This window comes from Sporosarcina sp. Y352 (assembly GCF_056786535.1).
The window spans coordinates 230,113-246,849 of sequence record NZ_JBXCJE010000001.1 but is presented as its reverse complement, the minus strand read 5'-3'; the positions used below and the strand labels follow the sequence as shown (position 1 = coordinate 246,849).

Sequence of the window (16,737 nt, the reverse complement as noted above, 5' to 3'; positions counted from 1 at the left end):
GACACCAATGATCTATTTTGATAATAGCGCAACGACAGCCCCAGATGAAGGCGTACTGACATCGTTCATGGAAGTAAATAAACGTTTTTATGCAAATCCTGCTTCGTTGCATCTTGCTGGAAAGGAAGCCGAAGCACTTCTTAAACGTTCAAGAGAACAAATTTTGTCAATACTGGGTGTAAGTGATGGAGAGCTCCTATTTACGTCGGGTGGAACGGAGGCGAATAATTTAGCTATAATCGGTTTCGCCCGTTCTTTGCAATCCAAAGGGAATCACCTGATTACGACAAAAATTGAGCATCCATCAGTTCTGCATTCAATGGAATATTTAGAGTCACAGAAATTTGAAGTGGATTATTTGTCAGTTGATGAACAAGGGATGATATCTGTTGATGAGTTGAAAAGTAAGCTGAGGAAAGATACAATTCTTGTCAGTATCATGCATGTCAACAATGAAATTGGGACTGTGCAACCGATAGCCGAATGTGCACGAATCATTAAGGAACATTCTAATGCTGTATTTCATTCAGATATGGTCCAAAGTTTTGGGAAATTGCCGGTTTCAATTGAAAATGACGGTCTTGATGCAATAACAATTTCAGCTCATAAAATAAATGGTTTAAAAGGTTCGGGCTTACTTGCTTTAAGGAAAGGTAAATTACCGCAGGCGATAAATTATGGGGGCGGACAGGAAAATGGTCTTCGTAGCGGTACAGTTTCCGTTCCAGACGCGGTGGCGTTAGCAAAAGCGATACGGATTAGTTCGGTTGAAACCGAACGTCAAGACTTCAGACAGTGGAGAAAGCAACTAATTGATTTTATAGGTCAATTTGAGAAAGTTCTTATACTCGCACCAGAAAAGGGAGCACCACATATATTATCTATCGCTTTTTATAAAATAAAAGGTGAAGTAGCTGTTAATTTCTTTCAAGAAAATGGCATTACTGTTTCTACTTCGAGTGCATGTTCCTCAAAAGACAATAGTGCGGGACATGTAATAGAAGCAATAGGTGTCAATGGGAAATACAAAAATGGAGTAATTCGCATCAGTTTTGGGAAAAATAATGTAGAACAAGAAGTCATAGAACTAAAGCGAGTATTTGCAAAGTTCATGGATTTACTTGGAGGGGGAAAATAAGTAATGGAATGGAATGAACTATTAATTCGTTACGGAGAAATGTCTTTAAAAGGTCGGAATAAGAATGTGTTCGTAAAGAAGTTGCGTAATAATATTAAAGATGCACTAAGTGATTTAAAAACAGTCGTCATAAAACCTGAACGTGACCGTATGTTTCTATATGCAGAAGACAAACGAGATATGGAAGAAGCGATAACTCGTTTGCCACATGTTTTTGGTATCCAATCATTCAGTCCAGTTGCTAAATGCGATGCGACAGTAGAAGCGATTAAAGAAAAAGCGATAGAGGTTATTGGAGCAGCTGAAACTGCAGGAAAAACTTTTAAAGTTGAAGTGAGACGAACGGACAAGAGATTTCCACTGGTGACCAGTGAATTGCAACTTGAGATCGGGTCGCATGTGTTGCGAAGCTATCCTGAACTAGGCGTAAAAATGAAAAAACCTGATATTGTCCTTCATATTGATATTAGAATTGAAGGGGCTTTCCTGACAGCCAAAATATATGAAGGTGCAGGAGGAATGCCGATTGGGTCGAATGGCCATTCTCTTTTAATGTTATCGGGCGGTATCGATAGTCCGGTTGCTGGATATCTGATGATGAAACGTGGCGTGTCGATTGATGCGATTCATTTTGCCAGCCCTCCATTCACAAGCGAGCTGGCTAAAAAGAAAGTGATGGATCTTGCAGAAAAGTTAAGCTCTTTTGGTGCTGCTGTTCGACTTCACATCATTCCTTTTACTGAAATACAGCAAGCAATTATCAAACAAGTACCAGATAACGTTTCGATGACGACAACGCGGAGAGTAATGCTTCAAATCGCTGATATAGTACGTGAGGAAGTGAATGCTTTTGCCATAATCACAGGAGAAAGCCTTGGTCAAGTCGCAAGTCAGACACTAGAAAGCTTAACAGCCATCAATGCTGTTACTTCGACCCCTATTTTGCGTCCGCTCATTGCGACAGATAAACTTGAAATTATTGATATTGCACAAAGTATTGGGACATATGAAATATCAATAAGACCCTATGAGGATTGTTGCACAATTTTCTCGTCTTCAAATCCGAAAACTAAACCGAAACTCGAAAAAGTCGCTTATTATGAAAGCTTTGCCGATTTTCATCCAATGATACTTGATGCAAATGAAAAACGAGTCACGATTGAATTACCGCTTGTAGAGAAAGACGAATTCGAAGATTTGCTTTGAGGATGAAGAAATTACCATATATACGTCCTGCATGAATTTATCTTTTCTGTACATTCTATATGTACAAGGAGGTGTCAAACATGCCAAACAACAACAGCGGTAACTCAAATCAGCTTCTAGTTCCAGGTGTACGACAAGCTCTTGATCAGATGAAAAATGAAATTGCATCAGAATTTGGTGTACAAATGGGACCAGATGCTTCATCGCGTGCCAACGGATCCGTCGGCGGAGAAATTACAAAGCGATTAGTGCGTCAGGCTCAATCACAAATGAATGGATCCCAACAATAATACTTTAAATGAAAAGCTGTTTTGGACATTGTCCGAAGCAGCTTTTCGCTTATAAAGTATTACCAAAGGTCAAGCTATTTAATCATATCTTAAGCAGTTTACAGTATTTACCGCTTCTAAATAGTGCATCGATTTCTGTTTCTTGCACATTCTATACTTAGAAGGAGGTGTCAAACATGCCAAACAACAACAGCGGCAACTCAAATCAGCTTCTAGTTCCAGGTGTACGACAAGCACTTGATCAGATGAAAAATGAAATTTCATCAGAATTCGGTGTACAAATGGGACCAGATGCTTCATCGCGTGCCAACGGATCCGTCGGCGGAGAAATTACAAAGCGATTAGTGCGTCAGGCTCAATCACAAATGAATGGATCCCAACAATAATACTTTAAATGAAAAGCTGTCTAGGACATTGTCCGAAGCAGCTTTTCGCTTATACAGTATTATCAATAGTAAAGGCATCTAATCACATCTAACGCAGTTAACAATATTTACCGACTCTAAATCGTGCATTAATTTCTGTTTCTTGCACATTCTATACTTAGAAGGAGGTGGTAATCATGGCGAACAACAATAACAGCGGTAACTCTAACCAGCTTCTAGTTCCAGGTGTAAGACAAGCACTTGACCAAATGAAAAATGAAATTGCATCAGAGTTTGGTGTGCAAATGGGACCAGATGCTTCAGCGCGTGCCAACGGATCCGTAGGCGGAGAAATTACAAAGCGCTTAGTGCGACAAGCCCAGGAACAAATGAAAGGAAACAACCAATAACAATCAATAGAAAAGCCATTCCGGTAATTTTTCCGGGATGGCTTTTCCTATTTTTTTATAGTATCTTCATTTATCAATCATTTTAACCATTCCATTTTAGAATTAGTAAATTTGTTTTGAATTGTCGGTCGTTTATTTGTATACTGAATTTAGACATATAAGGGGGAATCGTTATGAAACGTGAACAATTGATTGCACCTGAAGAATATAATCTGGTAAGTGAGTTCGAAAAGTATGCAACAGGTACTGGGAAAAAAGCACTTATATACGTAAATTCGGAAGGGCAAAAGCAACAACTAACATATGATGAATTAATGGAATCGGCAAACAGAGTCGCCAATGTATTTCAATCGAAAGGTCTATTAAAAGGCGATGTTGTATTAGTTATGGTACCTCGGAATATTGAAGCGTATGTTACATATATCGGAGCACTCAAGGCGGGTCTAGCTGTAATTCCAAGTTCTGAAATGTTGAGGTCGTCAGATATCGAATATCGTATAGCGCATAGCAATGCAAAAGTAATTGTAGCATTTGATGCATTTACCGATCAATTCAGTGAAGTGAGGAATATGGATGATGTTCAGCTATTTGTTGTCGGGGAGGCAAAGAATGATCAGCTTTCTCTAACTGAACTGATGAAGACTGCATCAACGGAATTCGCTAGACCGGAAACAAAGAGTACAGACATGGCCTTTCTATCATATACTTCGGGCACAACAGGAAAACCAAAAGGAGTAGTACATACACACGGTTGGGGATACGCCCATCTGCGGACAACAAGTGCAAGTTGGCTAGGCATTGAAGAAGGAGATATAGTTTGGGCGACTGCCGCGCCGGGTTGGCAGAAGTGGATATGGACACCATTCCTCTCTGTATTAGGTAGTGGAGCGACTGGACTCATTTATGATGGCAAATTTGAAGTAGAAACCTATTTGAATTTGATTAGAGACTATCGAGTGAATGTTTTATGTTGTACGCCTACCGAATATCGATTTATGGCGAAGGCAGAAAAACTTGAGGCTTACGATTTATCCTCAATAAGAAGTGCAGTTTCCGCAGGAGAACCGTTGAACCGAGAAGTCATTGAAATATTCGATAAAGTATTTTCTCTATCAGTAAGAGATGGGTATGGACAAACAGAAAATACGCTTCTTGTAGGAACAATGATTGGTATGGAAGCGCGTCCAGGTTCGATGGGAAAACCGACGCCTGGAAATAAAGTTGATATTATTGATGATGAAGGCAATCCTTCTGCCATTGGAGAAGTTGGAGATATCGCAGTACATGTATCGACTCCCGCGTTATTTAAGGAATATTTAAATGATCCTGAACGAACAAAGATGCAGTTCCGAGGCGAGTATTACGTGACAGGTGACAGGGCGAAAATGGATGAAGATGGTTACTTCTGGTTCGAAGGCCGGGGAGATGATATTATTATCAGCTCTGGTTATACAATTGGGCCGTTTGAAGTGGAGGATGCATTGACGAAGCATTCAGCAGTACGTGAATGTGCTGTCGTCGCAAGTCCTGATGAAGTGCGCGGAAATATCGTAAAGGCATTCATTGTTCTCAAAAACCCTGAAAGGGAAAATGAAGAAGGTCTTATCAGAGAATTACAAGAGCATGTGAAGACATTAACGGCACCTTATAAATATCCACGGAAAATCGAGTTTTTGGATAAACTGCCTAAAACAGCTTCAGGGAAAATTATGCGTATAGAATTAAGAAAACTAGAACAAGAGTAAGTCATTATTGTTAGCAGGCCGCTTTTCCGGTACGGGATAACCGTGACTGGAAAAGGGGTTTTTATTATGAATTTTGCATTAATATCAAACCGATATTTAATATCTTCTTTACGAAATTTTTCCAATAGACTATACTGAGAAGATTATTTCGGAAATCAAAATATAAAGGAGGCTAAGTAATGCAAATGGAAAAAAACGGTGTTCTTTGGGCGATAGGCTCCTATTTAATTTGGGGTTTTATGCCAATTTATTGGAAAAGTCTCGAACATGTCGGAAGTACCGAAATACTGATGAGTCGAATTGTATGGGCATTTGTAATTACTCTATTAGTAGTATTACTAATGAAAAATGGCCGTTATCTAAAAGAAGACATTAAGGCACTTTGGAAATCACAACGAAATTTTTGGGCATTGTTCGCAGGTTCGGCACTTGTTTCATCCAATTGGTTCATCTACATATGGGCTGTGAATAATGACTATATTATTCAAGCAAGTCTAGGTTATTACATAAATCCGCTAATTTCAGTTTTACTCGGAATCTTTTTCTTAAAGGAAAAACTTTCGAAGTCCCAGCAAGTAGCTTTTTTGCTAGCTGCGACTGGCGTTACAATTTTAACAGTTTCATATGGTTCGTTCCCATGGCTGGCATTCGCTCTTGGCATTACATTTGCAGTCTACGGGCTTATCAAAAAACAAGTCAAACTCGATGCATTACGCGGCTTAACAATTGAAACACTTTTCATTGCTCCGTTCGCAGTTATTTACTACATTATGTTGTTTAAAGATGGGAACGCTGTATTTTTGCATTCAACTATCAAAACAGATATTCTGCTGATTTTGACAGGTGCAGCAACAGCATTGCCGCTTCTTATGTTTGCAAAAGGAGTGCAGAGAATTCCTCTTTACATGGCAGGGTTTCTTCAATACATCGCACCAACGATGATGTTATTCCTTGGGGTTATCGTTTATAAAGAAACTTTTGGAGGAGTTGATTTGTTATCATTCGCCTTCATTTGGTCAGCGTTGCTCTTGTTTACTGTGTCGAAAATTTTAGAAGTGGTGAAAGTGAAAAAAGCGCGGCTGCAAGAAGCTTCTGCAAATGTAGATTAATGAAATTTGGGATTACTATAGAAGTGGATAATCAGGAGGCTAAAGTGGCGACGATTTATTGTCTTGTGCCTTTCGGTGCTAAACCTTCGCTTTACTTGTTGTCTAGCTATGGTCGCCAGTCCCTCGGGTCACAGGTCAGTTAGTTAGGGAGGGATTGAACACTTCAACCCTCTTAGGTGGCTTGAGATACCCTCCTTGCAAACTGCCTTGCGCCTTTCGGGGCTAAACGGCGCCCTACGCTTTTCTAGAGATACATCCGTTGTACTTTTTCCCAGAAGGAGTTATTTTTCATCTTAACTGTTTTCACGGTTCTGTCGCTTAAGCAGATTTCCACGTTTTTGACCTGGCGTATGCCAAGTGCTTCATTGTCAGCGGCGATTATAGGGAAGACGTTGCCATCCTGGTGAACATTAAGCTTTAGTTTTCGTTGACCACTCATGATGAACGATGATCCAAGCGTTCTATAATTATTGTTATTTACGGATGCAAGTTCAGTTACTTGAAAACAGCTGAGTAGTGGATCTACTACTGCACCATTGACGGATTTATTGTAAGCGGTACTGCCGGTCGGCGTAGAAATGATAAGACCGTCGCCTAGGAAAACTTCAAATAGCTTATCATCAATAATGACATCCATGACAAATGTCCGAATGATATTAGAGCGTATACTCAGTTCGTTCAAACAGTAGAATGGTTGGTGATTGTCAATTTTCACTTCAATTAGCGGATACTTTCTTACTTTAAGTTCTGCAGCACGAATTGTTTGTGTCATTTGAAATAGGTTATTGAAATTGAAATCACAATAGAGACCAGGTTTGGCTGTTAAAGATATGCCTGCGTATAAGCAGTCTTGGCGGAAACCAGTTTTGCGGACCGCCTGTAAAAATGAACCATCACTACCGATGCTAATAATAATATTCGCATCTATATCACTCTCGGTCATAGTAAAACCTTCATGGATTAATGCATCTTCCACTTTTAACTTTTTATCAAGTGAGACTTCATCATGTTTGCTGTAAATAAAAATATTCATCCGATCTGTCATTGCACAAGCTCCTTCCGAATGAGTTATACTCATTTTAGCATGTAATGAAACATTTTAGTGTCTAGTAACGTATAAAATAGTGATATAAAAAAGGAGGAATTTAAATGACAATGAAACGATGGATTGCAGTTATTGTCGCTGCGGCACTAGTTTTTGTTTCGGTAGGTATTAATTCATTATCGTACATATTTACGAGAGACTTCGATGGTTTCTTTGAAGAAATGATGGCTACTTCATCCGAGGGATATGAAGAATCGATTATAGAAGAAGGCAGTGGGGGAGAAAGAATTGCTGTCCTCACACTCGATGGGATTATCCAAGACTTAGGGACTTCGACATCTTTATTTCAACCTTCGGGCTATAATCATCAATTCTTCATGAGTCAGTTGAATGAGGTATTAGTGGACACTAGCGTTAAAGGAGTGGTATTGAAAGTGAACACACCTGGCGGAGGTGTAGTTGAATCAGCAGAGATTTACGATGCTCTTCGCTTAATTCAACAAGAGAATAAAACACCTCTGTACATTTCGATGGGTGGAATGGCGGCTTCAGGTGGTTATTATGTGTCAGCACCGGCTGATAAGATTTTCGTTAATCCAGAAACAATTACAGGTTCAATTGGCGTCATTATGGAAAGTGTAAATTATGCGAAACTCGCTGAAAAATATGGTATTGATTTTAATACCATCAAAACAGGACCTTACAAAGACATCATGAGCGGATCACGTGAAATGAAAGACGAAGAGCGTGCGATGCTACAGGAAATGATTAATGATTCTTATGAACGCTTTGTCGATATTATTGTAGACGGAAGGGGTATGAGCGAAGCGGCAGTGAAAAAAGTTGCTGACGGCCGTATCATGAATGGACGTCAGGCAATTGAAGTTGGGCTTGCGGATGAATACGGTAAAGTAACCGATGTAATAGCGGCCATGAAGGAAGATAATAATCTTCAGAATGCAACCGTTTTCGAATATACAACTCAAGACAGCTGGGCATCCTTATTTGGAGTGAAAGCTGGAAATCTATTCGGAAGTAATATTGAATCAGAATTGATTGGTAAGTTGTTGAACGATTATAATGCACCAAGAATGATGTATTTATACGGTGAAAGATAAGGAGGGACAAATATGTCGGAATATATTGAACGACAACCGGATCTGACGGATAAAACAATTGTCACAGGACAGCCTAGCGATTATGAAACTGTTGAAACAGAACACTTTCATGCGAAATATGCGGGGTTTTGGACGCGGCTATGGGCGTACACAATAGACTTGATTGTTCTCTCTGCCATCAGCGGAATTATCATTAAACCGATTTTTCGAATTGCTGGTTGGGAAATAACAAACCCTTCATTCTTCTTATTCAGCCCCTATAAAATCACGGTGTTAGTGTTGTTGTTGCTCTACTTCATGCTAATGACGAAGTATTTGCAACAGACAGTAGGAAAAATGATTATGGGTATACGAGTTGCATCAAAAGATGGAGGGCAACTGACTTGGGGAGCGATAATCTTCAGAGAGGGCATTGGACGTTTCATTTCCAAAATGCTTTTGGTTCCTTATTTACTAGTCATATTCATGCCGAAAAAAGAAGCGTTGCATGATTTGTTTGCGGACACAATTGTTCAACATGAGTCTTCGTATGAAAAAGAGTTGCGGATAAATTATCGCAAACGGAATGAGGGACAACAGTTGCAAGAAGGCACTCTGATTTAGTAAGATAGACATAGAAAAGGGGGCGTATTAATGGTTAACGTTACATTTCAAAACAATCCTATGACATTGCTCGGTAAAGAAGTTTCAGTAGGGGATACAGCAAACGATTTTACAGTGCTTGCTAACGATTTGAGCCCGGTTACACTTGCTGACTCAAATGGGAAGGTCAGACTAATCAGTGTGATTCCTTCTATCGATACAGGAGTCTGTTCAGCACAGACGCGTAAGTTTAATGAAGAAGCTTCGTCACTTGGAGATAACGTTCAAGTCTTGACAATCTCTGCCGATCTTCCGTTTGCACAGGCTAGATGGTGTGCTGCAGAAGGAATTGACAATGTTCAGACGCTATCCGATCATCGTGATCTTTCATTCGGAGAAGCATACGGAGTTGTCATGAAAGAGCTGCGTTTGCTTGCACGCTCAGTATTTGTTATTGATAAAGATAATAAGGTAACTTATGTTGAATATGTCGGGGAAGGTACAGACCATCCTGATTACGAAAAAGCAATTTTAGCAGTAAAGAAACTAACAAAGTAATAAAAATTATGAAAGCCCACTCGGAGACGGGTGGGCTTTGTCAATTGAGGGATAAAGATATGAAAACAAATACGGAAATTATATTTTCATTTATAGATGCATATGCGGAATCTAAGGAAGAGCTTTACTTAGAAGCGATTGTTGAAGTCTGCCAAAAGTGGTTAGTAGGCGATATAAAACCCGAAGTAACAGAAAAGATCACTAAAGAGGATATCCGTAAAGGTATTCAGCTAGCTGTTTTGAAAGGTATGAAGCAAAATGTTCAGCCTAATCACCAGATGACCCCCGATTCAATTGGGATGCTCATTGGACATATCGCTGGTAAATTAGCAGCAGATGAACAAAGTCTGACACTTTTAGATCCGGCGGCAGGCACAGGTAATTTGCTTTATACTGTCATGAATACAATTGAAAATGATGTCACTGCAACGGCAATTGAAATTGATGATTTACTTGTCAGGTTGTCTGCAGTTACAGCGGAACTCCTTGAACATCCTGTTACGTTTTATGTTCAAGACGCACTGCGACCGTTATTTGTAGATCCAGTCGATATTACGGTAAGTGATTTACCAGTAGGTTTCTATCCGGATGATGAAAATGCGCTAAATTATGAATTGATGTCCGCTGAGGGACATGCATATGCACATCATTTATTTATTGAGCAATCGATGAAGCACACAAAACCGGGAGGTCATGGCTTATTCATCGTCCCAGCGAATCTGTTCGAATCCGACCAATCTTCTGTATTGCATCCGTACTTAAAAAACAAAACAATTATCCGAGCAATTATTCAACTACCTGATTCGTTATTCAAAAATGCGGCTCATGCAAAAAGTATTTTAATACTGCAGAAACCCTTACCAGAAAAGAAAGTGGTGCATGATGTTCTTCTTGCTAAAGTTCCTAATATGACTGATAGGCATGCAATGGCGTTATTTCTTCAGAAAATTGATATTTGGGCTAATGAATAAAGTATTATTAACCTGACAATTGTGTCTGATACAAAAGAAATCAGTTGAAAAGGGGTACACTTTATGCGGAATATTTTAGCGATAAACGCTGGGAGTTCATCCTTGAAGTTTCAGCTTCTCAAAATGCCCGAAGAATACGTAACGACGATAGGACTAATAGATAGAATTGGTCAAACTGAATCATTGTTCACCATGAAATCCGAAGATGGTAAAATTGAATTAATACAAGGTATCAAGAACCATACAGAAGCAGTAAATATATTGCTTGAAATGCTGATTAGCCAAGGAATCGTAACCTCTTTTGATGAGATTGACGGAGTCGGCCATCGTGTCGTACATGGTGGTGAAGTGTTTAGCGATTCTGTGCTTATTAATGAAGATGTTGTCGCAGCACTTCAAAAACTATCTAATCTAGCGCCATTGCATAACCCGGCTAATATCGTAGGTATTAACGAGTTTAACAAAGCTTTGCCAAACGTTCCGGCAGTTGCAGTTTTTGACACAGCATTCCATCAGACAATGCCGGAAAGTTCATTTTTATATCCGTTGCCATATGAGTATTACGAAAAATACGGTATCCGAAAATACGGTTTCCATGGTACTAGTCATAAGTATGTAACAGAGCGTGCAGCGTTGTTGTTAAACAGACCACTTGAAGATACGCGGCTAATTTCTTGTCATTTGGGAAATGGCGCGAGCATAGCCGCAGTAGAACGTGGTAAATCGCTCGATACTTCTATGGGTTTTACACCTCTTGCTGGTGTAACGATGGGAACACGTTCAGGAAATATAGATCCCGCTTTAATCCCTTATATTATGGATCAAACGGGAAAGACTGTTGAAGAAGTACTCGAAGTGTTGAATAAACAATCAGGAATGCTTGCGATTTCGGGTTTTTCGAGTGATTTGCGCGACATTGAAATCGAGGCTTTAAAAGGAAATACACGTGCACAGCTTGCGTTAGATGTCTTTGCGGATCGAATTCATAAATATATTGGTTCTTATGCCGCGAGGATGGGCGGTGTGGACGCAATTATATTTACAGCTGGAATCGGTGAAAATAGTATAGTTATTCGCGAAAAAGTTTTAGAAGGCCTTGAGTTTATGGGAGTCTACCTAGATCCCGATTTAAATAATATCAAGGGAAAGGAAGTACATATTAGTTATCCATACTCCCCTGTAAAAGTGCTTGTCATCCCGACGAACGAAGAGGTTATGATTGCCAGAGATACGATGCGGGTTGCACAATTATAAGTTTGGGAGAATAGTTCAGTGTGCTTTGTTTTAAACATTCAGTCCTAGTTCGGGTATTATCCACAATACATGTGAAAAAGAGTTGCCCATACAAAAATTGGGCAACTCTTTTATCATTAATTTACAGCTGGAATCAGCGAAAACAGTATTGTTATTCGTGAAAACTTTAAAAGAACGATTAATCCCAACAAACGAAGAAATCAGAATGGCGAGAGATACAATGAGGCTTGCAGGGGTATAAAAGGTTTAAGGGGTTTTACTATTTAGGGGGTGTTCTATATATGAAGAGCTTTTTTGTCATGCAAGGAGAAACATATCGAGAAGAAAAAGAATTAGGTGTTATTTGGTCTCCGCAACAAGATAGTGGAGGGCAGATCCCCCATTCATGGTTGCGGATGAAGGAAGTGAATGAAGGTGATCGTTTCTTCCACTATGTAAAAGGGAATATTGTTGCGATTAGTGTTGCTAAAACTGAATGCAGAGCAGCGACTAAACCATCAAAAGTGCAAAGATATGAACGCTCGAGTGATGACGGTTATTTGGTGAATTTAGAATATCATGAACTAGAAAAACCACTAAACGTACACTCAAACTTTGATAAAATCTCACCACTTTTACCAATAAAATATTCTCCGTTTCAACAAGATGGAAATGGAAATTCAGGATATTTATATCCATGTAATGAAGAGTTGGTCATTAAATTATTAGAACTTATTAGTGATTTGAATATTTACCAAGTGGATGAGGAGCAGCTGGAGTTAGCGATTGGTACAGTTCGGCGTACAGAGCGCAATACATTTATTCCAATGATTGCTGAAACGGAAGCAGAAGTGAAATCAAAGATTCGTTTGGGTCAACAAAAGTTTAGGAGAGAGTTATTGCTGTTGTGGAATCATAAATGTGCTTTGTGTGATATTGAATTATCTGCTTTACTTCAAGCGAGCTACTCCAAGCCGTGGAAAGACAGTACTGATCTTGAAAGAGTCTATCCTTATAATGGAGTACTATTATGTTGTAATCACGACGCCTTATACGATAAAGGGTATATTGCGTTTGATGGACAAGGCAAATTACATATTTCTACGTCTGTTCCTGAGAACGATTATTTAGTATATAATATCCATCCGAAAAAGAAGATTGCTCGATTTGAGGAAAATAAGCCTTATTTTAAGTGGCATCTAAAGAATATATTTCAACAATAAAAAGAAGTTTTTCGGTCACCTTTTTTTAACTTTTCTCATTTATCCTATTAACATAAGTTTGGTCCTTAACGAATTGACTCATATAATGCGTGGTTTAGTTTTAATTTATTTCCTTCAAAACTACTTTTATTCAATAGGTCAAATGTATTAATTAAAAATATGTTCAAATCGATGATTTTTACTGAAATTTTATTGGTAAAAATTCTACTGAAGTCATCGGCATCAGGGGCTTATCGAATGTTATTTAAAGTTCATTTACATAGGTCTATTTAATCACATATTGAATATGAGAGTGGATAGGAAAATTGAATTGACTGCAAAACAACTATATAGTTAAAAAGTAAATCTCCTATTTCTTCCTGAGAAATTGAAATGACTGCAGTTCTGTCCTTTTGTTTTAAATTCCTCTTAATTTAAAATCTAAAGTTGGTATGAACAACTGTAATAAGAGAAACACTTCAATAGTATATTTGCAAAGTCTGCTTTTGAAGTATTATTTCATTTTATGTGTAACAAAGACAATGTAAACAATGAACGTCTCTATCTTTCAGTGTTTGCATAACCTTTCTTTATTATCGAAAAAAATGTGCAATAATCTGCCTTCATGAAAAAAGGATGTATGGATCTTTACCTGAAGAGAATATTGATTGAGGTGTATAAATGGAACCAATTGTAGAAGTGAAAAACGTAACGAAGATTTTTGGTAAATCTCCAAAAGCTGCAGTAGAGTTATTAAAAAAAGGCAGTTCAAAGAAAGACATTTTAAAAGAAACGGGGCACACTGTCGGCGTTAAAAATGTAAACTTTAGCGTTTACCCAGGTGAAATCTTCGTGATAATGGGATTATCCGGAAGTGGAAAGTCTACATTAATCCGCATGTTCAACCGTTTAATTACGCCGACATTAGGTGAGATTTTGATCAATAATGAAGATATTGTAAAAATGGATGCTGCTCGTCTAAGAGATGTGAGACAGAAAAAGATAAGCATGGTATTTCAAAACTTTGCGCTTTTTCCACATAAAACAATTCTAGAGAATGCAGGATTTGGGCTTGAGATTCAAAAAATCTCCGATAAGGAGCGCCATGAAAAAGCAATGAATGCGTTAGAAGCTGTAGGGTTGAAGGGATATGAAAACCAGTTTCCCTCACAATTGAGTGGTGGGATGCAACAAAGGGTTGGACTTGCTCGTGCACTTGCTAGTGATACAGAAATCATCTTGATGGATGAAGCATTTAGCGCACTAGATCCATTAATTCGAAAGGATATGCAGGATGAGTTAATTGAAATTCAAGAAAGTTTCAAGAAAACCATTATTTTTATCACACATGATTTGGATGAAGCACTGCGCATAGGAGATCGAATAGCTTTAATGAAGGATGGAAGCATCATTCAACTCGGAACACCTGAACAAATAATGATAGAGCCAGCAAATGAATTTGTAGAGAAGTTCGTGGAAGATGTCGATTTGTCTAAAATACTAACTGCATCACACGTGATGAAACGTCCAGAGAAAATTAGTATAGACAGAGGTCCAAGGGTTGCACTAGAAATCATGGGAAGACAGGGTTATTCCAGTATATTCATTGTGGACCGTAAGCAAAAGTTATTAGGTGCGCTTAGTGCTGAGAATGCACGTCTTGCAATAGATCAAGGAAAATCAATTTCTGAAGTGATGACTGCTGACATCCCAACTGTAACAGAGGGTACCTTACTTGCTGATATTATGGAAGTGATGGCAACGTCAAGTATACCAATATCAGTTATAGATGAAGAGAACAGAATTAAAGGAATTATTATTCGGGGCGCATTAATTGGAGCTCTTGTCGGAAACAAAGATTCCTTGAATGATTTGGAGAGTGAATGATTTGAGTATATCCAAAATACCACTTGGAGAATGGGTTGATACCCTAGTTGATTGGGTAACCATTGTATTTGCAGGATTTTTTGAATTATTTACAAATGTAATTGATTGGGGCTTAGATCTTATAGTTGAGGTATTGAGTGTAGGGCCGCCTATCGTATTAATAATCATTTTAGGACTTTTAGTTACCTATACTAGTAAATGGCAATTAGGTGTATTTACCATAGTTAGTTTACTTTTGATTGATAATTTAGGATATTGGGAGTCGACAATTCAAACACTTTCGATTGTGTTAGTATCAGGATTTCTCACAATTCTAGTAGGGATTCCAGTAGGAATATGGTGTGCACAAAACCAAACAGTACAAAAAATTGTTACACCTACTTTAGATTTTATGCAAACAATGCCAGCGTTTGTATACCTGATCCCATCGATTTTATTCTTTGGAATTGGCGTAGTGCCAGGGATTGTTGCGTCGTTTATTTTCGCGATTGCGCCAACTATCCGTATGACGAATCTTGGTATTCGAGAAGTACCTGAAGATCTTATCGAAGCATCAAATGCTTTTGGATCGACAACTAATCAAAAATTGTTTAAAGTTCAATTGCCATTAGCAATGCCAACGATTTTGGCAGGAGTAAACCAAAGTATTATGCTTGCTCTTTCGATGGTTGTAACTGCTTCTTTAGTAGGGGCACCTGGTCTAGGAGCAGAGGTATACAGAGCTGTCAGCCAAATTAATGTTGGTCAAGGTTTTGAAGCAGGATTGTCAATTGTTATAATCGCTATCATTCTTGATCGCATTACGCAAAACTTGCGCAAGCCAGCTTATGAACATGTTATTAAGCCAAAAATCGTCTTTTTAATTTTCGCTTTACTTATAGGCGGTACTGCGATTGTTTTAGCAATTCCTCAAGGGGATACTGTGAATGAGAATGCTAGTGAAATTGGTACTCAGACAGGATATGAAATAATTGGTATTGAGCCTGGTGCAGGACTTATGGGGCAAGCTAAAACTGCAATAACTGATTATGGTCTTGATAATTGGAATCTAGTTGAAGGTTCTTCAGCTGCAATGGTTGCCGAATTGAAAAAAGCTTATGATGCAGAAGAGCCGATTATTGTCACAGGATGGACTCCACATTGGATGTTCTCAGCATATGATTTGAAATACCTGGAGGATCCTAAGGGTTCATTTGGTGGAGCTGAAGATATAAATACACTTGTAAGAAAAGGACTCGAACAAGATGCCCCAGGTGCATATAAGATCCTAGACCAATTCATCTGGGAACCAAGTGATATGGAAAGTGTCATGGTGGAAGTTTCTAATGGATCGAGTGCTGCAGAAGCTGCTGAACAGTGGATTGAAAATAATCCGGACAAAGTAGCAGAGTGGACGAAGGGTGTAGCGGCAGGAAATGGCGAGAGTATAGATCTTGTGTTTGTCGCTTGGGATTCAGAGATTGCCAGTACAAATGTCATTGGTAAAGTACTCGAACAAAATGGATACGATGTGTCATATGTTCAGGTTGAAGTTGGACCAATGTTTGCTGGTGTTGCTAACAATAGTGCAGATGCTATGGTCGGTGCTTGGTTACCAGGTACACATATGGAATATTATGAAACATATAAGAATGATTTAGTTGACCTTGGACCAAACCTTCAAGGAACAAAAAATGGATTAGTTGTACCTGCATATGTAGATATTGATTCAGTTGAAGATTTGAAGGATAAATGAGAAAGATTAAGCAAAAAGGCAGCTCACATTGAGTTGCCTTTTTGCTATGAATTTTGATTGGGTCATTATTATATGGGTTTTAAGGGTACATGAACCCTTACAACAAATTGATTCATTTAAGGACAATCTTATAGAATAGAAAA

Annotated in this window: 16 protein-coding genes; 15 read left to right on the top strand and 1 reads right to left on the bottom strand. The window is 38.6% G+C overall.

Annotated features, from left to right (window positions below):
* Positions 1–7: 7 nt before the first annotated feature.
* From AC1TO6_RS01325 to rarD, 7 genes are all read left to right on the top strand, one after another.
* Positions 8–1,138, top strand: coding sequence for a cysteine desulfurase family protein (locus AC1TO6_RS01325; protein WP_482099800.1), 1,131 nt, complete (start codon positions 8–10; stop codon positions 1,136–1,138).
* Between the two features lie 3 nt (positions 1,139–1,141).
* Positions 1,142–2,344 (top strand): tRNA uracil 4-sulfurtransferase ThiI, encoded by a 1,203-nt coding sequence (gene thiI / locus AC1TO6_RS01320; protein WP_482099799.1) that lies wholly within the window; start codon positions 1,142–1,144, stop codon positions 2,342–2,344.
* Between the two features lie 80 nt (positions 2,345–2,424).
* The gene (locus AC1TO6_RS01315) at positions 2,425–2,634 is read left to right on the top strand and encodes an alpha/beta-type small acid-soluble spore protein (RefSeq protein WP_482099798.1); all 210 of its coding nucleotides are present in this window, start codon (positions 2,425–2,427) and stop codon (positions 2,632–2,634) included.
* Positions 2,635–2,810: 176 nt separating this feature from the next.
* Positions 2,811–3,020: an alpha/beta-type small acid-soluble spore protein gene (locus AC1TO6_RS01310; protein WP_482099797.1), complete on the top strand. Its 210-nt coding sequence runs from the start codon at positions 2,811–2,813 to the stop codon at positions 3,018–3,020.
* A gap of 176 nt (positions 3,021–3,196) precedes the next feature.
* Entirely contained in the window at positions 3,197–3,409 is a 213-nt protein-coding gene (locus AC1TO6_RS01305; protein ID WP_482099796.1) for an alpha/beta-type small acid-soluble spore protein, read from the top strand.
* 173 nt (positions 3,410–3,582) lie between these two features.
* Positions 3,583–5,154 (top strand): acyl-CoA synthetase MbcS, encoded by a 1,572-nt coding sequence (gene mbcS / locus AC1TO6_RS01300; protein ID WP_482099795.1) that lies wholly within the window; start codon positions 3,583–3,585, stop codon positions 5,152–5,154.
* Positions 5,155–5,333: 179 nt separating this feature from the next.
* Positions 5,334–6,263 carry an EamA family transporter RarD gene (gene rarD, locus AC1TO6_RS01295; RefSeq protein WP_482099794.1) on the top strand — a complete coding sequence of 310 codons (930 nt, stop codon included), beginning with the start codon at positions 5,334–5,336 and terminating at the stop codon, positions 6,261–6,263.
* A 244-nt stretch (positions 6,264–6,507) separates the two neighbouring features.
* Here the strand turns inward: rarD and AC1TO6_RS01290 are convergent, their stop codons facing one another.
* A complete protein-coding gene (locus AC1TO6_RS01290; protein WP_482099793.1) occupies positions 6,508–7,308 on the bottom strand; it encodes an NAD kinase in 801 nt (266 codons plus the stop codon).
* A gap of 104 nt (positions 7,309–7,412) precedes the next feature.
* On the opposite strand from AC1TO6_RS01290, the gene sppA reads away from it, so the two are divergent.
* The 8 genes from sppA (at position 7,413) to AC1TO6_RS01250 (ending at position 16,594) form a co-directional block, all read left to right on the top strand.
* Positions 7,413–8,426 (top strand): signal peptide peptidase SppA, encoded by a 1,014-nt coding sequence (gene sppA / locus AC1TO6_RS01285; protein WP_482099792.1) that lies wholly within the window; start codon positions 7,413–7,415, stop codon positions 8,424–8,426.
* A gap of 12 nt (positions 8,427–8,438) precedes the next feature.
* Positions 8,439–9,029 (top strand): RDD family protein, encoded by a 591-nt coding sequence (locus tag AC1TO6_RS01280; RefSeq protein WP_482099791.1) that lies wholly within the window; start codon positions 8,439–8,441, stop codon positions 9,027–9,029.
* Positions 9,030–9,059: 30 nt separating this feature from the next.
* Entirely contained in the window at positions 9,060–9,566 is a 507-nt protein-coding gene (gene tpx, locus AC1TO6_RS01275) for a thiol peroxidase (RefSeq protein WP_482099790.1), read from the top strand.
* A gap of 59 nt (positions 9,567–9,625) precedes the next feature.
* Complete coding sequence (locus AC1TO6_RS01270) at positions 9,626–10,537, top strand: class I SAM-dependent methyltransferase (protein WP_482099789.1); 912 nt, start codon at positions 9,626–9,628, stop codon at positions 10,535–10,537.
* Between the two features lie 63 nt (positions 10,538–10,600).
* Entirely contained in the window at positions 10,601–11,791 is a 1,191-nt protein-coding gene (locus AC1TO6_RS01265; RefSeq protein WP_482099788.1) for an acetate kinase, read from the top strand.
* Positions 11,792–12,072: 281 nt separating this feature from the next.
* Positions 12,073–12,993, top strand: a complete 921-nt coding sequence (locus AC1TO6_RS01260) for an HNH endonuclease (protein WP_482099787.1) — start codon at positions 12,073–12,075, stop codon at positions 12,991–12,993.
* A 660-nt stretch (positions 12,994–13,653) separates the two neighbouring features.
* Positions 13,654–14,859 carry a quaternary amine ABC transporter ATP-binding protein gene (locus AC1TO6_RS01255; protein ID WP_482099786.1) on the top strand — a complete coding sequence of 402 codons (1,206 nt, stop codon included), beginning with the start codon at positions 13,654–13,656 and terminating at the stop codon, positions 14,857–14,859.
* 1 nt (position 14,860) lies between these two features.
* On the top strand, positions 14,861–16,594 hold the full coding sequence (locus AC1TO6_RS01250; RefSeq protein ID WP_482099785.1) for a glycine betaine ABC transporter substrate-binding protein: 1,734 nt from the start codon (positions 14,861–14,863) through the stop codon (positions 16,592–16,594).
* Positions 16,595–16,737: the final 143 nt, after the last annotated feature.